Annotated in this window: 18 protein-coding genes; 4 read left to right on the forward strand and 14 right to left on the reverse strand. The window is 66.5% G+C overall.

What is annotated here, in order from left to right:
* Window positions 1–91 precede the first annotated feature (91 nt).
* The 3 genes from ACF8NF_RS01290 to ppsA are packed head-to-tail and all read right to left on the reverse strand — an operon-like array spanning window position 92 to window position 4945.
* Entirely contained in the window at window positions 92–2182 is a 2091-nt protein-coding gene (locus ACF8NF_RS01290; RefSeq protein WP_016447599.1) for a VC_2705 family sodium/solute symporter, read from the reverse strand.
* A complete protein-coding gene (locus ACF8NF_RS01295; protein ID WP_047326682.1) occupies window positions 2175–2537 on the reverse strand; it encodes a DUF4212 domain-containing protein in 363 nt (120 codons plus the stop codon). The genes ACF8NF_RS01290 and ACF8NF_RS01295 overlap by 8 nt, the downstream gene beginning before the upstream one ends.
* Window positions 2538–2554: 17 nt before the next feature.
* Window positions 2555–4945 (reverse strand): phosphoenolpyruvate synthase, encoded by a 2391-nt coding sequence (gene ppsA / locus ACF8NF_RS01300; protein WP_392449949.1) that lies wholly within the window; start codon window positions 4943–4945, stop codon window positions 2555–2557.
* Window positions 4946–5153: 208 nt separating this feature from the next.
* On the opposite strand from ppsA, the gene ACF8NF_RS01305 reads away from it, so the two are divergent.
* Complete coding sequence (locus ACF8NF_RS01305) at window positions 5154–5975, forward strand: pyruvate, water dikinase regulatory protein (RefSeq protein ID WP_016447602.1); 822 nt, start codon at window positions 5154–5156, stop codon at window positions 5973–5975.
* A gap of 8 nt (window positions 5976–5983) precedes the next feature.
* Here the strand turns inward: ACF8NF_RS01305 and ACF8NF_RS01310 are convergent, their stop codons facing one another.
* On the reverse strand, window positions 5984–6928 hold the full coding sequence (locus ACF8NF_RS01310; protein WP_043791855.1) for a LysR family transcriptional regulator: 945 nt from the start codon (window positions 6926–6928) through the stop codon (window positions 5984–5986).
* Between the two features lie 144 nt (window positions 6929–7072).
* Between ACF8NF_RS01310 and ACF8NF_RS01315 the strand changes: the two genes are divergently transcribed.
* Window positions 7073–7354 carry a DUF2798 domain-containing protein gene (locus ACF8NF_RS01315; RefSeq protein WP_016447604.1) on the forward strand — a complete coding sequence of 94 codons (282 nt, stop codon included), beginning with the start codon at window positions 7073–7075 and terminating at the stop codon, window positions 7352–7354.
* A gap of 36 nt (window positions 7355–7390) precedes the next feature.
* On the opposite strand, the gene ACF8NF_RS01320 is transcribed toward ACF8NF_RS01315, so the two are convergent.
* The 5 genes from ACF8NF_RS01320 to ahpC all read right to left on the reverse strand — a co-directional run bounded on the left by ACF8NF_RS01320 (window position 7391) and on the right by ahpC (window position 13754).
* The gene (locus tag ACF8NF_RS01320) at window positions 7391–8512 is read right to left on the reverse strand and encodes a hemin-degrading factor (RefSeq protein ID WP_392449950.1); all 1122 of its coding nucleotides are present in this window, start codon (window positions 8510–8512) and stop codon (window positions 7391–7393) included.
* Window positions 8509–8862, reverse strand: a complete 354-nt coding sequence (locus ACF8NF_RS01325) for a hypothetical protein (protein ID WP_016447606.1) — start codon at window positions 8860–8862, stop codon at window positions 8509–8511. Before ACF8NF_RS01325 ends, ACF8NF_RS01320 begins: the two co-directional genes overlap by 4 nt.
* A 70-nt stretch (window positions 8863–8932) precedes the next feature.
* Complete coding sequence (locus tag ACF8NF_RS01330) at window positions 8933–11221, reverse strand: TonB-dependent hemoglobin/transferrin/lactoferrin family receptor (protein ID WP_392449951.1); 2289 nt, start codon at window positions 11219–11221, stop codon at window positions 8933–8935.
* Window positions 11222–11530: 309 nt separating this feature from the next.
* Window positions 11531–13087, reverse strand: a complete 1557-nt coding sequence (ahpF, locus tag ACF8NF_RS01335) for an alkyl hydroperoxide reductase subunit F (RefSeq protein ID WP_160851788.1) — start codon at window positions 13085–13087, stop codon at window positions 11531–11533.
* A 103-nt stretch (window positions 13088–13190) separates the two neighbouring features.
* Window positions 13191–13754: an alkyl hydroperoxide reductase subunit C gene (gene ahpC / locus ACF8NF_RS01340; RefSeq protein WP_016447610.1), complete on the reverse strand. Its 564-nt coding sequence runs from the start codon at window positions 13752–13754 to the stop codon at window positions 13191–13193.
* A 368-nt stretch (window positions 13755–14122) separates the two neighbouring features.
* On the opposite strand from ahpC, the gene bfr reads away from it, so the two are divergent.
* On the forward strand, window positions 14123–14599 hold the full coding sequence (bfr, locus tag ACF8NF_RS01345) for a bacterioferritin (protein ID WP_016447611.1): 477 nt from the start codon (window positions 14123–14125) through the stop codon (window positions 14597–14599).
* 94 nt (window positions 14600–14693) lie between these two features.
* Here bfr and ACF8NF_RS01350 read toward each other — a convergent pair whose 3' ends face one another.
* From ACF8NF_RS01350 to ACF8NF_RS01360, 3 genes are all read right to left on the reverse strand, one after another.
* Window positions 14694–15992: a sensor histidine kinase gene (locus ACF8NF_RS01350; protein WP_070080937.1), complete on the reverse strand. Its 1299-nt coding sequence runs from the start codon at window positions 15990–15992 to the stop codon at window positions 14694–14696.
* Window positions 15993–16089: 97 nt separating this feature from the next.
* On the reverse strand, window positions 16090–16815 hold the full coding sequence (locus ACF8NF_RS01355) for a FadR/GntR family transcriptional regulator (protein WP_016447613.1): 726 nt from the start codon (window positions 16813–16815) through the stop codon (window positions 16090–16092).
* Window positions 16816–16901: 86 nt separating this feature from the next.
* Complete coding sequence (locus ACF8NF_RS01360; protein ID WP_160851786.1) at window positions 16902–18236, reverse strand: MFS transporter; 1335 nt, start codon at window positions 18234–18236, stop codon at window positions 16902–16904.
* Window positions 18237–18452: 216 nt separating this feature from the next.
* Between ACF8NF_RS01360 and ACF8NF_RS01365 the strand changes: the two genes are divergently transcribed.
* Complete coding sequence (locus ACF8NF_RS01365; protein WP_209801600.1) at window positions 18453–18995, forward strand: ureidoglycolate lyase; 543 nt, start codon at window positions 18453–18455, stop codon at window positions 18993–18995.
* A 62-nt stretch (window positions 18996–19057) separates the two neighbouring features.
* Here ACF8NF_RS01365 and ACF8NF_RS01370 read toward each other — a convergent pair whose 3' ends face one another.
* Complete coding sequence (locus ACF8NF_RS01370) at window positions 19058–20026, reverse strand: alpha-E domain-containing protein (RefSeq protein WP_016447616.1); 969 nt, start codon at window positions 20024–20026, stop codon at window positions 19058–19060.
* A complete protein-coding gene (locus ACF8NF_RS01375; RefSeq protein ID WP_016447617.1) occupies window positions 20027–21496 on the reverse strand; it encodes a circularly permuted type 2 ATP-grasp protein in 1470 nt (489 codons plus the stop codon).
* Window positions 21497–21501 lie beyond the last annotated feature (5 nt).

A 21501-nucleotide genomic window follows, 5' to 3' on the forward strand; every position in this document is an offset into this window, starting at 1 on the left:
CAGTTGGGCCGGGACTGATCCAGATCTGCCATCAAGACAAAAATTGGCAATTTCGTTGGCAATGTCGTCGGCCCATGGAGCCCATGCCGCTTCAGGCCACGCGCCCTGGCACGGAGCGCGCCGCAGCGCGCCGGCGCGGGTCCAGGCAGCTGACCAGCCAGGTCACCAGCAGGCCCGCCGGCACGCCGAAGACACCCGAGGAAATCGGCTGTATGCCCCACCACAGGCGGGCATGCAGCGCCTCGGGCAACACGGGCTGCAGCGCGGGCACGTGCGAGACCATGTAGTAGACGGTGATGCCCAGGCCGGCCAGCATGCCGGCCACCGCCCCGCGACGCGTGGTGCCGCGCCAGAAGATGCCCAGCACCATGGCCGGAACAAAGGCCGATGCCGCCAGCGAGAACGAGGCCGTGACCATGGGAAGGATGTCCGAGGAACGGCGCGAGGCCACGAAGGCGGCCGACAGCGCCACCACCAGCAGCGCGAACTTGGACAGGATCACGCGCTGCTCGGGCGAGGCGCGGCGCCGCCGCGCGCGAAAGTACAAGTCGCGCACCAGCGCATTGCTGATGGTCAGCAGCAGGCCATCGGCCGTGGACAGCGCGGCGGCCAGGCCGCCCGCCGCGACCAGGCCCGAGACCACGTAGGGCATGCCACCCAGCTCGGGCGTGGCCAGCATGATGAGGTCGGCGCCCATGCGGATCTCGCCGAACTGCAGGACACCGTCGCCATTGACGTCTTCCACGGCCAGCAGCGAGGCATCGACCCGGGCCCACTGCGCCATCCAGGTGGGCAATTCGTCGAAGCGTATGCCCACCAGGTTGTTCATGACCTCGAACTTGACCAGCACGGCCAGGGCCGGCGCGCTCATGTACAGCACGCCGATGAAGAACAGCGTCCAGCCCACCGAGGCCCGCGCCCCCGACACCGAGGGCGCCGTGTAGTAGCGCGTGAGCAAATGCGGCAGGCCTGCCGTGCCGGCCATGAGACAGAACATCAGCGCCAGGAAGTTGCGCCGGCTGTCCTCGTAGACCTGACGCTCCTCGGCCGATCCATCGGGGTTGCCGGCAAAGGGCAGGCTGTGCAGCGGAATGCCGCCCAGCGGCTTCTCGCGCTCGCGCATCTCCTGCAGCTGGCGTGTCCACAGGGCGCGCGCAGTCGCTTCGTCGCGCGGCATGGCAGCCAGTTCGCGGCTGGCCGCCATGATGGCGCCAATGTCGCCGCTGCGCGTGCGCAGATCGCGTATGCGCTCGGACAGCTGCTGGCGCTCGGCGGCCAGCACGCGCGGCACGTCCTTGAGCTTGTCCTCCAGCACCTCGGCGCGCAGGCGGTAGGCGGCGACCACTTCCTGTTCGGCCGGCGAGTCCAGCAGGCGCTGCTCCATCTCCGCGATCTGGCCGAGCTGGGCCGTATAGGCCAGCGGCGCCACGGGATTGCCCATCTGCCGGTAGGCCAGCCAGGACACGGGGATCAGAAAGGCCAGCAGGATGACCACGTACTGCGCGACCTGGGTCCAGGTGATGGCACGCATGCCGCCCAGGAAGGAGCACAGCAGCACGCCGCCCAGGCCCAGCATGATGCCGATCTCGAACTGCACGCCCGTCAGCCGCGAGGCAATGAGCCCCACGCCGTAGATCTGGGCCACCACGTAGGTGAACGAGCAGGTCACGGCAGCCAGCGCCGCGATCACGCGCGGCCAGCGCCCGCCGTAGCGCTGCTGGAAGAAGTCGGGAATGGTGTAGAGCTTCATCGCCCGCAGATGCGGCGCGATCAGCATGGCGACCAGGCAAAAGCCGCCCGTCCAGCCCAGCAGGTAGGCCAGTCCGCCGGCCTGCCCCGGCACGCCGGCAAAGCCCTGCAGGTACAGCGCCCCCGACAGGCTGATGAAGGACGCCGCGCTGACCCAGTCCGCCGCTGCCGCCATGCCGTTGTAGAAGGGCGGGATGCGCCGGCCCGCGACGTAGTACTCCTCGGGATCGCTGGTGCGCAGGTACACGCCGATGGCCGCGTAGACCATGACGGTGAAGAACAGGAAGATGGGGCCTATCCAGTGGCGCGACAGGCCTTGCTGCTCGGCCCAGAACATGAGGGCCAGAAAGCCGAGCACGCCCAGCGTGTACAGGGCCACGATGCGGTGCAGCCGCCAGCGGGAGGCGGCCGTCAGCAGCGAGCGCTCAGCCATGGCCGGGAGGCGACGGCGGGGCGGACGGTTGCGGGGCGGCGGGTTCAGACGGGGCAACGGCCCGGGCCTCGCGGCGCTCGAAATGGTCCATGGACAGACAATAGACGATGACGATGGCCAGGAACATCAGGACTGCCCCCTGGGCCGCGAACCAGTAGGCCAGCGGCCAGTCGGGGACCAGCGCCTGCAGGTCGCGTGCGTAGTAGCAGGCACCGAAGGAGACGGCGACCCAGACCGCGAGCAGCACGGCCTTGAGCCACAGATGGTGGATGTCGTGCAGGTCGGGGGCGAAGGTCTCGCCTTCGGACGGTCCCCCGACTGCGTCGTCATGCAAGTGCGCGTCCGGCGTATGCATGGCGACGCTGCCAGCCCTTACTGCGCCAGGCGCTGCCAGGTGGCGACCACGCTGTCGGGATTCAGCGAGATGGAGGCAATGCCTTCGTCAGCCAGCCATTGGGCGAAGTCAGGGTGGTCGGACGGGCCCTGGCCGCAGATGCCCACGTACTTGCCCTGGTCCAGGCAGGCCTTGATGGCGCGCGACAGCATCTTGCGCACGGCGGGGTCGCGCTCGTCGAAGTCGGCGGCCAGCAGCTCCAGGCCGGAGTCGCGGTCCAGGCCCAGCGTGAGCTGGGTCAGGTCGTTGGAGCCGATGGAGAAGCCGTCGAAGAACTCGAGGAACTCGTCCGCCAGGATGGCGTTGGAGGGCACCTCGCACATCATGATGAGCTTGAGTTCGTTGTCGCCGCGCTTGAGGCCGTTGGCCGCCAGCAACTGGGTGACGCGCTCGGCCTGCTTGAGCGTGCGCACGAAGGGAATCATGATCTGCACGTTGGTCAGGCCCATGTCCTCGCGCACGCGGCGCAGTGCCTCGCACTCCATGCGGAAGGCCTCGCCGAAGTCCTCGGAGATGTAGCGCGCCGCGCCACGGAAGCCCAGCATGGGATTCTCTTCCTCGGGCTCGTAGCGGCTGCCGCCGATGAGCTTGCGGTACTCGTTGGACTTGAAGTCCGACATGCGCACGATCACGGGCTTGGGCCAGAAGGCGGCGGCAATCGTCGCCACGCCTTCGGCGACCTTGTCCACGTAGAAGGCGCGCGGCGAGGCATGGCCACGGGCCACGGACTCCACGGCCTTCTTGAGGTCGGCATCCACGGCGGGATAGTCCAGGATGGCCTTGGGGTGCACGCCGATGTTGTTGTTGATGATGAACTCCAGGCGGGCCAGGCCCACGCCCTCGTTGGGCAGCTGGGCGAAGTCGAAGGCCAGCTGGGGGTTGCCCACGTTCATCATGATCTTGGTCTTGATGGCGGGCATCTCGCCGCGCTGCACCTCGGTGACCTCGGTCTCGATCAGGCCGTCATAGATCTTGCCGGTATCGCCTTCGGCGCAGCTGACGGTGACCAGGGTGCCGTCCTTGAGCAGATCGGTGGCGTTGCCGCAGCCGACCACGGCCGGAATGCCCAGTTCGCGCGCAATGATGGCCGCGTGGCAGGTACGGCCGCCACGGTTGGTGACGATGGCCGAGGCGCGCTTCATCACCGGCTCCCAGTTGGGATCGGTCATGTCGGTCACCAGCACGTCGCCGGGCTGGACCTGGTCCATGTTGGCGATGTCATTGACCAGGCGCACCGGGCCCGTGCCGATCTTCTGGCCGATGGCGCGGCCTTCGGCCAGCACATTGCCCGTGCCCTTGAGGGCGTAGCGCTGCTCGGCCTGGCCCTTGGCCTGGCTCTTCACGGTCTCGGGGCGGGCCTGCAGGATGTAGAGCTGGCCGTCCGTGCCGTCCTTGCCCCACTCGATGTCCATGGGGCGGCCATAGTGCTGCTCGATGACCAGGGCGTAGTGCGCCAGCTGCTGCACGTCCTCGTCGGACAGCGAGTAGCGGTTGCGCAGCTCATGGGCCACGTCGGTGGTCTTGACAAGCTTGCCGCTGACGGCCTTTTCCTCGGGCGAGGCAAAGACCATCTGGATCAGCTTGGAGCCCAGGTTGCGGCGGATCAGGGCCTTCTTGCCGGCCTTGAGCATGGGCTTGTGCACATAGAACTCGTCAGGATTGACGGCGCCCTGCACCACGGTCTCGCCCAGGCCGTAGCTGGAGGTGATGAAGACCACGTCCTCGAAGCCCGATTCGGTGTCGATGGTGAACATCACGCCGGCCGCGCCCAGGTCGGAGCGCACCATGCGCTGCACGCCGGCCGACAGGGCCACCACGTCATGGGCAAAGCCCTTGTGCACGCGGTAGGAGATGGCGCGGTCGTTGTACAGGGAGGCGAACACCTCCTTCATCTTGTGCAGCACCGACTCGATGCCCACCACGTTCAGGAAGGTTTCCTGCTGGCCGGCGAACGAGGCGTCGGGCAGGTCTTCGGCCGTGGCCGAGGAGCGCACGGCGAACGAGGCTGCCTCGTTGCCGCCCTGCAGGCGCACGAATTCCTCGCGGATGGCCTGCTCCAGATCGGCCGGGAAGGGCTGGTTCTCGACCAGGGCACGGATCTCGGCACCGACCTGGGCCAGGGCGCGGACATCCTCCACGTCGAGGGCGGCCAGCTTGGCACTGATCTTGTCGGCCAGGCCGTCGTGGGCCAGGAACTGGCGGAAGGCATGGGCCGTGGTGGCAAAGCCCGTGGGCACGCGCACGCCCTGCGGCAGCTGCGAGATCATTTCGCCGAGCGAGGCGTTCTTGCCGCCTACGGACTCGACATCGGTCATCCTCAGTTGTTCAAACGGAACGACGAGGGCGGTGGCCTCGAACAGTTGAGACATGGGAAAGCTCCAGAAGTTGAAAACCGTAGTGCGCCGCCCCGGCTGCCAAAGCCGGGCACGGTCGATCCACCCACGCAGGCGTGCGCGAGGCTTTGCTGTTCTGGTTGGAGGCCGGCAGCGAGCATGGATGGGAAATTGGGAATAATGGGCGCCATTGTAGGCGTTTGCCGTGAACCGACGGCAGCCCCCTGTCCAGAGCCCGACCACCATGCACACCCACACCATCTTCGTCATCTCCGATGGCACTGGCATTACAGCCGAGACCTTTGGCACGGCCATCATGGCCCAGTTCGACACCAAGTCGCGCCTGGTCCGCATCCCCTTCGTGGACACCATGGACAAGGTCCACCAGGCCGTGCGGCAGATCAACCATGTGGCCGAGTCGGAAAGCCACAAGCCCATCGTCTTCACTACCCTGGTCAACCAGGACATGCTCGACCTGATCGAGAGCCAATGCAAGGGCAAGGTATTCGACATGTTCGGCACCTTCGTGCGGCCGCTGGAGCTGGAGCTGGGCCAGAAGTCGCTGCACCGCGTGGGCCGCTTCGCCGACATCAGCGAAAGCAAGGAATACCTGGAGCGCATGGAGGCCATCAACTACACGCTGGCCCATGACGACGGCCAGACCCACCAGGACCTGACGGGCGCCGACGTGATCCTGGTGGGCGTCTCGCGCAGCGGCAAGACGCCCACCAGCCTGTACCTGGCCATGCAGTTCGGTCTCAAGGTGGCCAACTACCCGCTGATTCCCGAGGATTTCGAGCGCAAGCAGCTGCCGCCCGCCCTGGTGCCCTACCGCAAGAAGCTGTTCGGCCTGACCATCGACCCCCAGCGCCTGTCCAGCATCCGCAACGAGCGCCGGCCCGACTCCAAGTACGCCAGCCTTGCCAACTGCCGCTACGAGGTGGCCGAGGCCGAGTCCATGATGCGCCGCAGCGGCATCCAGTGGCTGTCCAGCACCACCAAGTCCATCGAGGAAATCGCCACCACGATCCTGCAGGAAGTCCTGCCCCAGCACCTGGGGCACTGAACCCGGTCTCAGGCCGAGGCGTTCCAGCGCAGCATGGGCTGCTGCGGCAGCGTCTCGACCAGGTAGTCCACCAGGGCACGCACCTTGGTCGGCACGTACTGGCGGTCGCGAAAGCATGCGAAGAAATCCAGCGTGGTGTCATCGAAGTGCAGTTGCCCCTTGCGCGCCGGGCCCAGGGCCAGCGGCTGCAGCAGCCCTTCGCGCATGTACCGGTGGGCGATGAAGCTGCCGATCCAGACGATGCCGCCACCGGCCACGGCCATTTCGGTGAGTGCATCGACATCGCTGGCGATGGCGGTCACGCGCAGCTGCGGGTCCACGCGCTTGCCGTCGCGTGAAAACGGCCAGCGCATGAAGCGGCCATCGGCCTCGCGCCGGTACAGCAGGCAGGCATGGTCGAGCAGGTCCTGCGCGGTCTGCGGCCTGCCGTGGGCCTGCAGGTAGGCCGGCGAGGCGCACAGCACGCGCGGCACGGCCGCCAGCTGGCGCACGGCCATGCCGGGCTCTAGCACATCGCGGTAGCGCACGCTGATGTCCACGTCTTCCTTGAGCACATCCACCTGCCGGTCCACCACCAGCAACTCCAGCTCCAGCCGGGGATGCCGCGCGGCAAAGGCCGGCAGCAGCGGCGCCAGCACATGGCGGCCAAAGGCGGCCATGCAGGCGATGCGCAGCCGGCCCTGCAGTTCGCCATGCAGCTGCGACAGGTCGGACTGCGCTTTTTCCAGTTCCTGCAGCACGGGGCCCACACGTGCCAGATAGCGCTCGCCGGCTTCGGTCAACGCCATGGAGCGCGTGGTGCGCGTGATCAGGCGCGTGCCCAGTTCGCGCTCCAGCCGGGCGATGTTCTGGCTGGCCGCTGCAGGAGAAATACCCAGCTGGCGCGCGGCCGAGGCGATGGAGCCGCCTTCCAGGGCTTTGACGAAGGTCTCGATGGAGCGCAGATTAGGCACAAAAACCTATGGATGAAAAATCAATTCATCAATATATCTTACGAGTGCACCAAGCTGCAGCCCTCTACACGACGGCCCGGGCCTTGCCTACAGTTGCGCACTTGCCGCGCCGAATCGACAAGCGGCCTGACCGGATACGCCTTCATGCCCGATACCTCTGCCTCCATCGCTCCCGCAACCCCTGCGGCACCGCGCAGCCGCAAGCTGCACCGCCGCTTCGCGCCCATCGTCTTTGCCTTCTACATGTCGGCCATCATGGCGTTTCTGATGTGCTGCGCCATCGTCGGCGCCAACAGCGGCCTGGGCGCCGACTACCTGCGGCGCGTGATGCAGACCTATGTGCTGGCCATGCCCGTGGCCTTTGTCTGCGTGATGGTGGTGCGTCCGCTGGTGGGCAGGCTGGTGGCCGCCACCGTGCATCTCTGAGGCGGCCCGGCCGGCTCTTTCCAGGGCCTGGGCCGCTCAGGCCAGTGTCTGCACTGCCAAGCGCGGCAAGCCCGCCACCAGCTCGCGCCATCCCGGCAGTTCGGCCAGGCCCGGTTTGCGCTCACCAAAGAACATGGCCATCAGATCGCCCTGCGCGTCGAAGGCCTCGACCGAGGTGACCACGCCATCGGCCGTGGGCTTTTGCACGGCCCAGACGCTGGCGATCATGTCGCAGCGCAGATGTAGGTTGAAGCCTGGGTCCAGCACATTGATCCATTGCGCGCCGCCGGGCGTGCCCATGGGCTGGATGTTGTGCACGGGGCCGGTATGGATCTGGATGCAGCCGCCGCTGTCCACGAAGACCATGATGGGCAGCCCGTCCACCGCCGCATCGCCCAGCAACTGGGCCACGGACTCGGGTGCCAGCCGCGCGCAACGGCCGGGGACCAGGCGGAAGGCTTGCTGGCGCTCCACGCCGAACCGGCGCAGCAGGTCGAAGAATTCATGCGTGTCCTGAAGGGCATCCCAGGCGGCGCTCAGGCCGTGCACGTCGATGACCTTGTCGGACTGCGGCAGCGCTCTGGGCCGGGCATGGCGAAACAGGTAGCCCGCGCTGGGCTCGGCAAAGCGCCGTACCAGCGCATCCCACGCTGCCATGTCGGTGGACTCGCGCGCATGGACCTTGTGCACGGCGCGGCCGTGGGCATTGAAGAACTGCAGGCTGTGCGTGGCCGGCCTTCCAGCCTGGGCGGGCTGCTCGGTCACGGCATAGCCGGCATGCCATTGGGCAAAGAACAGGCGCAGGTCGATCTCGCGGCCCAGCGCCAATCCCACGCCGCCGCTGGCCGAGAGCTTCTGGTACACGCCCGTCTTCTCATGCACCGTGGACTCATTGCGCGTGAGCGCCATCACGGTGCCGCAGTCCTGCAGCGCGCGCAGCACCTGCAGCCACTGCGCGCGCAGCGGCACGACCTGCAGGCCGCCGTCATGCAGGCCCGCGTGGGCGCCGATGGCGGCGCCTTCGGGCAGGCCCATGGATTCGGCGGCCTCCTTGGCTCGCAGGCCGCTCTGGCGTGCCTGGGCAAAGCGCTGGCGCACGTCGGGCGCATTGACGGGAATCAGCAGGTCATCGCAGGCTGCGGCGGCGGTGGTGATCATTGCAGGGTCTCCAAAGGGGCATGCCAGAGCGCGTGGGCAACGGAGGGATGGCGGGTCTCGGCCGCCGCCTCGGCCCGGGGTGCGCGCTGCGCGGCGCTGGCCTCGGAGACCGCCTGCCAGCGCCGCTGCAGACGTTGCAGCAAGGCCCGCATGTCCGGCGAAAAGCTGCTGTCGCCGGACAGGCCCTGCAGTTGATCGGCCACCTTGCCGGCAATGGCGGGTCGGTGGGCCTCGCAGCAACCGTGGCCGAAGCCGGTCATCAGCGCCAGCGTGGCGGCCAGTTGGGCCTCGCCTTCGGCCAGCAGGTATTCCTCGTCACGGGCAAGGCTTTCACTCTCGGTACGGTGCATGGGGCTCTCCTTGCGTTGCAAAACATCGTTGGGACACGGGTCGCGGCGCCTGGCCTTCAGGCGCCGGGCTTCAGAAATCCTTGATCAGCGAGACGCGCGCATGGCGCCCCGGCTGGCTGTAGGCGTCGGCAATCGCCGTGGTGGCCAGCAGGCCGCGCACATCGGACCAGCGCCAGTACTTCCTGTCGGTCAGGTTGTAGATGCCGGCGTTCAGGCGCAGGTCGGGACGGATGCGCCATTGCGCGCTCAGGTCCAGCACCGTGGCCGAGGGGCTGAGCCAGGCCGTGCTGCCGTTGGACACGTCGCCGGCCTTCTTGCCGCTCCAGTGCGAGACGTTGAACTGCACGCCCACGACAGAGCGCTCGTAGCGCACGCCCAGCACCAGTTGCTGGGGCGAGATGGTGTCCAGCGGCTTGTCGGACTGCGTGTCCTTGCCGTCGGTGTAGCCGTAGGCCAGGCGCGTCTGCCAGTCGCCGCCGGCCCAGCGGCCCCAGTCGTAGTCGGCCTTGAGTTCGAAGCCGCTGATGCGGGCGCGGCCCACGTTGATGGACTGGTAGATGGCGGGGTTGGCCGCGTTGCCGGGCTGGCCCGCAACCAGTTGCTGGTCGACGATGAAGTCCTTGTAGCGTCCCGTGAACACGGCGGCGTCCAGGCGCAGCCTGTCCATGCGCCCGCGCAGGCCCAGCTCGAAGGTCTGGCTCTTTTCGGGCCGCAGGTCGGGATTCGGAATGTTGCGGTAGAACGCCACCGGGTTCTCGAAGAAGGCGTTGATCTGGCCGGCATTGGGGGCCCGGAAACCTGCCGCATAGTTGCCATAAACGGACCAGACCGGGCTGGCCTGCAGCATCACGCCCAGCTTGGGAGAGAGCGCGGAGTCCGAGTTGCTGACCACGGTGGGCACAAAGCCGTTCTGCCGGGGCTTGATGCTGTAGTGCTCTGCGCGCAGGCCCGGGGTCACGCTCCAGGGGCCGTTGTGCAGTTCGGCCTGGGCGAACAGGGCGGTGGCGCTTTCGGTGGTGTCGGGGAAGCGCTTGAGCGGGAAGCTCTCGCCCACGGGCGGCGTGATGCCGTTTTGCACGTTGACCACCTTGTTGCGGAGGTAGTCCAGCCCGTACGTGAACTTGCCGCTGGCCGAGGAACTCCAGCGCAGCAGGCGGCTGGCCTGGGCGTGCAGCTGGATCGCGTCCTCGTCATAGGTCACGTCGCGCTCGCGGTACGGCAGGCCGATGCGCGTCTCGGTGACGAATTCGCGCGCGTCGGACTTCTGGTAGCTGGCCATCAGCTGCAGTTCGTCGGCCAGCGCCGTGCCCAGCTGCTGCCACTGGCCCTGCCAGCTGGCCCGCCAGCGCTTCATGTCGGTGCGCGAGTCGGAATTGGCCACGGTGGCCGAGCGCGCGGACAGCAGGGCGTAGTCGGCGCGCTTGTCCACGTTCTCGAAGGTGAAGACATGCTTTTGCACGGCGCTGGGCGTGAAGACCAGGCGGCCCATCAGCGATTCGCTGCGGTCTTTCTCGGGATTGGGCGTGGTGCGCGCCGCGCCCGTCACGTTGTTCGTGCCCATGTTCTCCAGCGCACGGGAGCGGCCCAGGCCCGCCGACAGCAGCCAGGCCCATTCGGGGCTGACTCGGCCCGCCACGGTGGCGCCCAGCTTGCGGCCGTTGTCCGAGCCGTCATAGCCGGCAGCCACGCGGCCGGCGATGCGCTTGTCCCTGCCCAGCAGATCGTCTGGCTGCACGGTCACGAAGTTGACCAGGCCGCCCATGCCGTCCGATCCATACAGCGCGGGCGTGGAGCCGCGCAGGATTTCCACGCGCTGCACCAGGCCCAGGTCCAGGTAGTCGCGGCCGAAGCTGTTGGCGCTGAAGCTGTAGCTGCGCGGCAGGCGCACGCCATCGACCAGCATGAGCACACGGTTGCCATCCAGGCCACGGATGTTGAAGCCGCTGTTCTGGTCACGCCCGGCCGACGAGGTCGCCAGCGAGAAGCGCGCCGGGGCGCGCGGCACATCGACATTGGGCAGCAGGTTGACCATCTCGCGGATGTCGCTGGCCTGTTCGCGCTCCATGCGGCCGGCGTCGATCACGTCGATGCTCATGGGCAGGGTGTCAGGGTCCTGCACCTCGCGCGAGGCGCTGATCACCATCTCCTTGAGGGCCGGGGCACGGGTCCGTGCCCCGGACGCGGCCTGCGCCAGCAATTGCGTGTCGGCATCTCCGGCGTTTGCGGCATTTGCCGCGTCTGCGGCGGCCTGCCCCGGCCCCTGGGCCAGGGCAGCGGAGGCGCACAGCACCGCGCAGGCGGCGGCCAGGGGATGGCGCGCCCGCCGGGCGCATGATTGCATTGCGAAGTCGTAAGCCATTGCGAAGCCCTCTCTCTCTGATCAACATGGATGTGCGAGAGCTGGCTTCTGGTTGCAGCGGCTGGCGGTTGGCCCGCCAGCCGTTGGCGCGTCATGTGCTGGCTGGATGAAGAAAAATTATATGCGAATAGTTCTCATTCATTGATTTGATCTGGCGCATAGGCCCTGGAGCAATCCCTGCTGGCACACCGGGCTGCTGGACAGCCATCTGTGTGCCACCTGCGCCGGCAAGGCACGCGCCTGACAGCGCCGGAATGAAAAAAGGCCCGGATGCCGAGGCATCCGGGCCCTTTCTCACGCCTGTTCAGCTCAGTGGCGGATCAGGTGGTCGAAGGCCGACAGCGCAGCCGTGGAGCCGGCACCGGCAGCGATGATGATCTGCTTGTACGGCACGTTGGTGCAGTCGCCTGCGGCGAACACGCCGGGCACGCTGGTGTGGCCCTTGGCATCGATCACGATCTCGCCGAAGCGGGTCAGCTCCACCGTGCCCTTGAGCCAGTCGGTGTTGGGCAGCAGGCCGATCTGCACGAAGATGCCTTCCAGCGCCACGGTCTTGACCTCTTCCGTCGTGCGGTCCTTGTAGGTCAGGCCGGTGACCTTCTTGCCGTCGCCGTTGACCTCGGTGGTCTGGGCGTTGAGGATGACGGTCACATTGGGCAGGCTCTTGAGCTTCTTTTGCAGCACGGCATCGGCCTTGAGCTCGCTGGCGAACTCCAGCAGCGTCACGCTGCGCACGATGCCGGCCAGGTCGATGGCCGCTTCCACGCCCGAGTTGCCGCCGCCGATGACGGCCACATTCTTGCCCTTGAACAGCGGTCCGTCGCAGTGCGGGCAGTAGGTCACGCCCTTGGTGCGGTACTTGTCCTCGCCCGGCACGTTCATGTTGCGCCAGCGCGCGCCGGTCGAGAGGATGACGGTCTTGGCCTTGAGGCTGGCGCCCGAGGCAGTCTGCACCTCGATCAGCCCGCCTTCCGTGGCAGCCGGAATCAGTTTGGAGGCCGTCTGCAGGTTCATGATGTCCACCTCGTAGTCGCGCACATGGCGCTCCATGGCGGCGGCCAGTTGCGGGCCTTCGGTCTTGGAGACCGAGATGAAGTTCTCGATGTCCACGGTGTCCAGCACCTGGCCACCGAAGCGCTCGGCGGCGATGCCGGTGCGGATGCCCTTGCGTGCCGCATAGATGGCAGCGGCCGCGCCGGCCGGGCCGCCGCCGACGATCAGCACGTCGAAGGCATCCTTGGCGGAAATCTTGGCCGCTTCACGCGAAGCGGCGCCGGTATCGACCTTGGCGACGATCTCGGCCAGCTCCATGCGGCCCTGGCCGAAGCGCTCGCCATTGACGAAGACCGTGGGCACGCCCATGACTTCGCGCTGCTCGACTTCCTTCTGGAACAGCCCGCCGTCGATGGCGGTGTGGCTGATCTTGGGATTGAGCACGGACATCAGGTTCAGCGCCTGCACCACGTCCGGGCAGTTGTGGCAGGACAGCGAGTAGTAGGTCTCGAAGTGCAGCGGCACGTCGATGTTGCGCACCTGCTCCAGCAACTCGGCCGATTCCTTGGACGGATGGCCGCCGACCTGCAGCAGGGCCAGCACCAGCGAGGTGAATTCATGGCCCAGGGGGACGCCTGCGAAACGCACGCCGCTGTCCACGCCGGGATTGGTGATCAGGAACGAGGGCTTGCGCACCTCGGCGTCGTTGTGCTCGACGACGGTGATCTTGTCGCTCAGCTCGCGGATTTCCAGCAGCAGTTCCTTCAGCTCGCGCGCACCCTGGCTGTCATCCAGCGAAGCCACCAGCTCCACCGGACGCTGCAGGCGCTCCAGGTAGGCCTGCAATTGGGCTTTCAGGTTGTTGTCAAGCATGTCGGACTCCTAGGGAAATACGAATTTTCGGAAAAAAAAGCCCGGGCGCCAGGCACCCGGGCGTCTTCAACAGTTCAACTGTGAACAGGAAGCGGTGTACCGCTTAGATCTTGCCGACCAGGTCGAGCGAAGGAGCCAGGGTCTTGTCGCCTTCTTCCCACTTGGCGGGGCAGACTTCACCGGGGTGGTTGCGGACATACTGGGCAGCCTTGACCTTGCGCAGCAGGTCGACGGCGTTGCGGCCGATGCCTTCGGCGGTGATTTCCACGGCCTGGATCACGCCATCGGGGTCGACGATGAAGGTGCCGCGGTCAGCCAGGCCCTGGCCGGGACGCAGGACTTCGAAGTTGTTGCTGATTTCCCAGGTGGGATCGCCCAGCATCGTGTACTTGATCTTGCGGATGGTGTCCGACGCGTCGTGCCATGCCTTGTGCACGAAGTGGGTGTCGGTGGACACGGAGAACACTTCCACGCCCAGCTTTTGCAGTTCGTCGTAGTGGTCGGCCACGTCGCCCAGCTCGGTGGGGCACACGAAGGTGAAGTCAGCGGGGTAGAAGAAGAACACGGCCCACTTGCCCAGGACGTCCTTTTCGGTCACTTCGATGAACTTGCCATTCTTGAAGGCCTGCGTCTTGAAGGGCTTGATTTGGGTGTTGATCACGGACATTGCTGTTTCCTTTGTGGTTGGTGAGTGAACACAGGACGAAGTCTAGGCCCAGGCCATCGATTGATCCAATGAATTGATTGAATTCATCCGATTGCCAAAAACTATGTAAACATCCTTGTCTCCAGGCCTGCGGGCTTGACCAGCCCGCCACCGGCCTGAAGAGGCTATTTTGGGCCGAAATATGACAAGGCAATGCAGCAACCCCGCAGCCGCGTCAGCATGCCGGCCCGCAAACGAGAACGCGCCTCATAAGCAGCCAATGCGTGATAACAGGGGTTTGCTTGATCTGACGCAGAAACCCTAGACAATCCACCCCTGTAGCGGCCGGCGATCGGCGCGGTCCCCCACGTACAACAAAGGAGTTCCCCATGCAAGGCGACGCACAAGTCATCACCTGGCTGCAAGCCCAGCTCAAGAACGAGCTGACGGCCATCAACCAGTACTTCCTGCACTACCGCATGTACAAGCACTGGGGCTTCGACAAGCTGGCCAAGAAGGAATACAAGGAGTCCATCGGCGAGATGAAGCACGCCGACTGGCTCATGGACCGCATCTTCGTGCTCGACGGCCTGCCCAACCTGCAGGACCTGGGCAAGCTGCAAGTCGGCGAGGACGTGCCCGAAGCCCTGGCTTGCGACCTGAGCAGCGAGAAAACCGCGCAGCAGACCATCAAGGACGGCATCGCCCACTGCGAAAGCGTGCGCGACTACGTCTCGCGCGACCTGCTGCAAAAGATCCTGGACGATACCGAGGAGCACATCGACTACCTCGAAACCCAGCTGGACCTGATCGACAAGGTCGGCATCCAGAACTATCTGCAGTCGCAGATGGACGAAGAGTCCTGAGCACCGGACTCAGGGGCGGCGGCACAGGCCGCGCCCCGCACGCGAAACGACGGGCCTGTGTGCCCGTTTTTTCATCTCCTGGCCCGGCTATCGGTCACTCGTCGGCATATCGCAGCGGAAACAACAGAAGAAAGGTCGTGCCGGTCTGCGCGGCCGACTGCACCTCGATCGTGGCGTCCAGCAATTCCGCCAGCCGCTTGACGATGGACAGGCCTATCCCCTCGCCTGCGCCGCTGCGGTAGCGGGCCGCCGCGACGCCGGGCCGTGGCTCGCCTCCGGCGCGGACCTCTGCGGAGGCCGCCGACGTCAGATGGCCCGAAGGGTCCAGGTCCGTGGCGTGCTTGAGGGCGGCAACCAGGGGCGCCGCCGGCTCCATGCCGGGGCCCGTATCCCCGATGGAGAGCATCCAGCGGCGCTGGTCCTCCCCATCACCAAGGGCCCACTTCACCGTGACGCCGCCCTCCTGGGTGTACTTGAGCGCGTTGAGCACCAGGTTCTGCGCGATGCGGCGCAGTTTCAAGGCATCCCCCTCCACCGGCATCGTCCCCGGCCCCTGCAGGTGCAGGTACAGGCCGCGCTCGTTGGCCAGGGCCTGCAGTCCCTCGCACAGATGGGTGATCACCTGGGCTGCGTCAAAGGAGGTCAGCTGGCGATGCTCGCGCCCGGCGTGCAGCTTGGCCAGCTCCGTCACGTCATCCAGCAGATGTCGCAGCGACTGGACGTTGCGGTCCAGCATGCGCAGGAGTTTCTCGCGCGACTGCGCCGGCGCATGCTGCATGCCCAGGCCATGCGTCACATTGGCCACCACGCCGACGTTGCTGCGCAGGTCATGCGCAACCTGCTCCCACAGTTGCGAGCGCTGCAGGTCCAGCGCGCTCAGGTCATGCAGCGCCGCTTCCAGGTCCCGGACATGGCCCTCGGCCTCCTGCTGCTGCAGGCGGAAATACTGGGTGCTGCTGTCCTGAACGTCGCGGGTATAGGTGGCGGCCCAGGCCTTGCGCGCAACGGGCATGGCGACGTGCGCATCAGGGCGCCCCTGGGCATAGTCCTCCAGCTGCGCCACCATGACTTCGTTGAGCAGCCCCAGCTCGCGCACGACTTCATGCAGGTCATAGCCCTGCTGCCAGCGGTGCAGGCCGTGGGCGGCGGCCTGCTCGCCATCGCCCGGCGGCTCGGCGGTGTCTGCCGGTGCACCGCCCAGGGTCCGCAGTTGCTGCTCGAACGCGGCCAGCACGGCCGGGATGTGATCGTTCAGCTGGGTTCGGGGAAGCGCCTCACCAGCGGTCAGCGCCGGGTCCCGCCTGACGGCCTTGCGCCATGTCTGCAAGAGTCCTTCGCGCTGCGCCTCTAGGGCGTCTGCCAGTATGCAGAGTTCATTTCCTTGGCTTGTCATGGATCGGCATCCGGGCGGTCTGTAGATAGGGAAAAAATGCGCTGCGCCGATGATGGTAAGGCCAAAAACCCGGCCGATCAGGCACGGGCTGGCGTGCCTACAGGCCGGTGGGAAAGTGCACGCCCGCGCGCTGGGCCGCCTGCACGATGTGGGTGGCCATGGCCTGCTGGGCCAGTTCGGGATGGCCGCGGGACAGGGCATCGATGATGGCCGCATGCTCCTCGGTGGTCGCATGCCGTGCGCCCCGCTTGTAGAACGGCAGGCGCTGGCTTTCCTGCATGACCTCGCCGCTGCCGCGCAGCACGTCGGCGATGGCATGGTTGCCCGAGATGGTGGCGATCTGCAGGTGGAACTCGAAATCCAGTCGCGTGGCCTGCACGAAATCGGCCCGCTCTATGCTCTGCTGCATGGCCTGCAGATTGGCCTGCAGGGCCTGCACATCCTCAGGCTGCACCACCAGGGCCGCCAGGCGCGCCACAAAGCCCTCCAGCGCGTAGCGCAGCTGATAGACATCGGTGAGCGCATGCGAGTCGGCAAAGCGCCAGGCGTCTGCGGCCGCAGCCTCGGGCGCCTCGGTCACGTACATGCCCTTGCCAGGCCGGGCCACGACCAGGCCCAGCCCCTGCAGCGTGGACAGCGCCTCGCGCAGCGAGGTGCGGCTGATGCCCAACTGCTCCGACAGGTCGCGCTGCGAAGGCAGGAGCGAGCCCACCGGATACACGCCGCCCTCGATCCACTCGCGGATCACGCGGGCGGCATTGCCGGCAACGGCGGTGCTGGCAGGGTTGCCGGCGGGTGTGCTGATGGCGGTGCTGGGTTCCATGCGTTGGCGGATCTCTGGCCCGGGGGCGGTGCGCCGATATTAGCGACTGCGCGCCTCGCCCGCCGGTTCACGCGCCCTGTCCGGCGCTACTTGTTGACCAGTTTGGCGGGCACGGTATAGGTCAGGAAGGCCCCGAACAGCAGCACGCCGGCCAGCACGAACATGGCCGCATTGGTGCTCTGCGTCGCATCCTTGATGAGGCCGATCATGTAGGGGCTGATGAAGCCGGCCAGGTTGGCGAAGGAGTTGATCAGCGCAATGCCGGCCGCAGCGCCTGCGCTGGACAGGATGGCCGTGGGCAGGCTCCAGAACAGTGGCGAGGTTGCCAGGCTGCCGCCCGCGGCCAGCGCCAGGGCGGCCAGCGACACGTAGACGTTGCCGCTGAAGGTGGCCGACAGCATCAGGCCCGCCGCGCCCACGCAGAACGGAACGATCAGGTGCCAGCGGCGCTCGCGCATGCGGTCCGAGCTGCGGCTGACCAGGTTCATGGACACCACGGCCACCGAAAACGGCACGGCCGTCAGCAGGCCGATCTGGAAGGCACCCTCCACGCCCGACTGGCGGATCAGGCTGGGCAGCCAGAACGTGAGCCCGTACTGGCCCATGACGGTGCAAAAGCAGATCATGGCCATCTTGATGATGCGCGGGTCGGAAAACAGTGCGCGCAGCGTGACGTGGCTGTCGCTCTTGCTGGCGTTCTCGCGAGCGATGTTGCGCTCCAGCAGGGTCTTTTCCGCCTCGGTCAGCCAGCGCGCTGCGCGGATGCTGTTGTCCAGGTACCAGAGCACGGCCAGGCCCAGGATCAGCGAGGGAATGGCCTCGATCAGGAACAGCCATTGCCAGCCGCGCAGCCCCGCCACGCCCTGCATCAGGTCCATGATGCCGCCCGACAGCGGTCCGCCCAGGATGCCCGAGACCGGGATCGCGCACATGAACAGCGCCACCATGCGGGCGCGCCGGTACGAGGGAAACCAGTAGGTCATGTACAGGATCATGCCGGGGTAGAAACCGGCCTCGGCCGCGCCCAGCAGGAAGCGCAGCACGTAGAACTGCGTGGGCGTGGTCACGAACATCATGGCCGCCGAGATCAGGCTCCACATGATCATGATCCGCGAGATGGTGGCCTTGGCTCCTATGCGGTGCATCAGCATGTTGCTGGGCACCTCGAAGAAGAAATAGCCGATGAAGAACAGCCCCGCGCCCAGGCCGTACATGGCCTCGCTGAACTGCAGGTCGGCCAGCATGTGCAGCTTGGCAAAGCCCACGTTCACCCGGTCCAGATAGGCCGCCACGTAGCAGGCCATGATGAAGGGCAGCAGGCGCCAGGCCACCTTGCGGTAGACGGCTGCCTCGGCCGGCGTTTCGCTGGACAGCGCCGGGGCCGCGCCGGCGGCCTCGGCGGATGCGGGAAGTGATGACATCAGGAAGTCCTTGGTTGAAGGGTTGTGATCAACTGGTATGACCGGTCTGAAAATACGGAGCGAATGTTGCCTTTCCCGCCGGCCAATGCACACTCGCATTTACCCGAACCACCGCAAATGATGCACAGGACATCGGCTGGCGTCACTCAGGTTTGACAAAATCCCCAGGCAACAGCAAACTGGTAATACCAGTATGAAAACAAGAGGCAGTACTTCGTGAATACCTTGTCAGAGACCCGCCCCGCCCGCCTTCGCCTGCACGCCCAACCGCTGACCGCCGAAGCCTTTGCCGAGTTTGGCGAGGTCATCGACAGTGCAGGCCACACGCCGCTGCTGATCAACGACGGCATGACCGAGCGCTACCATGCCCTGGCCCGCGTGGACACGGGCGGCAGCGAGGGCCACGCGCTGATCAACCTGTTCCACGCCCACCCCTATGCGCTGCCCCTGCAGCTGACGAGCATGGAGCGCCATCCCCTGGGCAGCCAGGCCTTCATGCCGCTGGACGCCCAGCCCTTCATCGTGGTGGTTGCGCCCCTGGGAGAGCAGGTGGCGCCCGGCGACCTGCGCGCCTTCATCACCAACGGACGCCAGGGCGTGAACTACCGCCGCGGCGTCTGGCACCACTCGCTGATTGCCCTGAACGCGCCCGCGCGCTTCATCGTGGTGGACCGGGGAGGCCCTGGCGACAACTGCGACGTGGTGCCCATCGGCGATGCCGAAGGCGTTGTGCTGGAGCTGGACAGCGCGCAGGACTGAATGGCCCTGCCCCAATGAACAAAGCCGCCCGAGGGCGGCTTTGTTCATTGGGCGACGGCGGCTCAGGCAGGCACCAGGAAGTCGCGGCTGATGCCCTGACCCAGGTCGTGCACGCGATCCAGGAACTGCGTGAGATAGGCGTGCAGGCCCGTGGCCAGGATTTCGTCGATGCGCGCATAGCGCAGGTCAGCCAGCAGGCGGCCCGCCTTGCGCTGGGTCTCGCGCGACTGGTCGTTGGCCACGCTTTCCAGGTTGGCCACCACTTCCAGCATGCTGGCCAGCAGCGAGCGCGGCATGTCGCTGCGCAGCATCAGCAGCTCGGCCACGCGCTCGGGCGTGATCACGTCGCGGTAGACCTTGCGGTAGACCTCGAAGGCCGAGACGCTGCGCAGCAGCGCGCTCCAGTGGTAGAAGTCGAAGGGCGTGGCCCCTTTGCCCGACGCTCCGTTGCGCGCGCTGCCATGGTAGTCGCGCTCGATGGCGTGGAATTTCACGTCCAGCAGGCGCGCCGTGTTGTCGGCGCGCTCGATGAAGGTGCCCAGGCGCAGGAAGTGGAAGGCCTCGTCCTGCAGCATGGTGCCCAGTGTCACGCCGCGCGACAGGTGCGAGCGGTGCTTGACCCATTCGAAGAACTGGCCCGGATCGCGCTCCCAGTCCCCCTCGGCCAGCAGGCGCTTGAGTTCCAGCCAGGTCTGGTTCTGGGTCTCCCAGGCCTCGGTGGTCAGCGCGCCGCGCACGGCACGCGCATTCTCCCGCGCAGCGCGCAGGCAGGAGGCGATGGACGAGGAGTTGCTCTCGTCGCGCACCATGAAGTGCAGCACGGCCTCTCGCTGCACCTCGCCGTGGCGGGAGGCATAGGCGGGGATCAGCTCGCTGATGGACAGCACGCCCTGCCAGGCCTTGCGCGCCGCCTGAGGCGCCTGGGGCAGCATGGAAGTGTCATAGGAGACGTTGAGCATGCGGGCAGTGTTCTCCGCACGCTCCGTGTAGCGGGACATCCAGTACAGATGATCGGCAGTACGGCTGAGCATTCAATGTCCTCCCTCGTTTGACTCACCGGCCCCGAGCACCCAGGTGTCCTTGGTGCCGCCGCCCTGTGATGAATTGACCACCAGCGAGCCTTCCTTGAGCGCCACGCGCGTGAGGCCGCCGGCCACCATGCGTACCTGATTGCCGCTGAGCACGAAGGGACGCAGGTCGATATGCCTTGGCGCGATGCCCTGCTCCACCAGGGTGGGGCAGGTGGACAGCGCCAGCGTGGGCTGCGCGATGTAGCCGCCGGGATTGGCGATGAGCGCGCGGCGGAAATCCTCTATCTCGCCGCGCGAGGCGGCAGGCCCGATCAGCATGCCGTAGCCACCGGCGCCATGGACTTCCTTGACCACCAGCTCATCCAGGTGGTCGAGCACGTAGCGCAGGTCGTCGGGCTTGCGGCACAGCCAGGTCGGCACGTTCTGCAGAATGGGTTCCTCGCCCAGGTAGAAGCGGATCATCTCCGGCACATAGGGATAGACCGATTTGTCGTCGGCCACCCCCGTGCCCGCCGCATTGCAGATGCTGACGTTGCCCGCGCGGTAGGCGCGCATGAGGCCGGGGCAGCCCAGCGTGGAGGTGGGACGGAAGACTTCGGGGTCCAGAAAATCATCGTCCACGCGCCGGTAGATCACGTCCACGCGCTGCAGGCCGCGCGTGGTGCGCATGTAGACCACGTCCTTGTCCACCACCAGGTCCTGGCCCTCGACCAGCTCCACGCCCATCTGCTGGGCCAGGAAGGCGTGCTCGAAGTAGGCGCTGTTGTACATGCCGGGCGTGAGCACCACCACCGTGGGCTCGGGCGTGCCGGCCGGAGCGCTGGCGCGCAGCGTCTCCAGCAGCATGTCGGGATAGTGGGCCACGGGCTCCACGGGATGACGCGAGAACAGGTCGGGGAACAGCCGCATCATCATGCGGCGGTTCTCCAGCATGTAAGACACGCCCGAAGGCACGCGCAGGTTGTCCTCCAGCACGTAGTACACGCCCTCGCCCTGGGCATTGGCGGCACGCACGATGTCGATGCCGGCGATGTGGGCGTAGATGCCGCCCTGCACGGCAAGGCCCCGCATCTCGGGGCGGTACTGGCTGTTGTTCAGCACCAGCTCGCGCGGCAGCAGGCCCGCGCGCAGGATTTCCTGGTCGTGGTAGACGTCGTGCAGAAAGCGGTTGAGCGCCGTCACGCGCTGCACCAGGCCTGCCTGCATGCGCTCCCATTCATGGGACGGGATGACGCGCGGAATCAGGTCGAAGGGAATGAGGCGCTCGGTGCCGGCGCCACTTTCATCCTTGTCGCCGTAGACGGCGAACGTGATGCCTACGCGCCGGAAGATGATCTCGGCCTCGGCGCTGCGCGCTCGCAGCGTCTGTTCGGACTGGCGCGCAAGCCATTGCGCATAGTCCTTGTAGTGCAGGCGCACATCGCTGCCGTCGAACGGCGTCATCGTGTACATCTCGTCAAATGGATGCATTCGTC

Origin of the sequence: Delftia sp. WSY_22 (assembly GCF_043104185.1) — a bacterium.
In the GTDB taxonomy this organism is placed as follows: Bacteria; Pseudomonadota; Gammaproteobacteria; order Burkholderiales; family Burkholderiaceae_C; genus Comamonas; species Comamonas tsuruhatensis.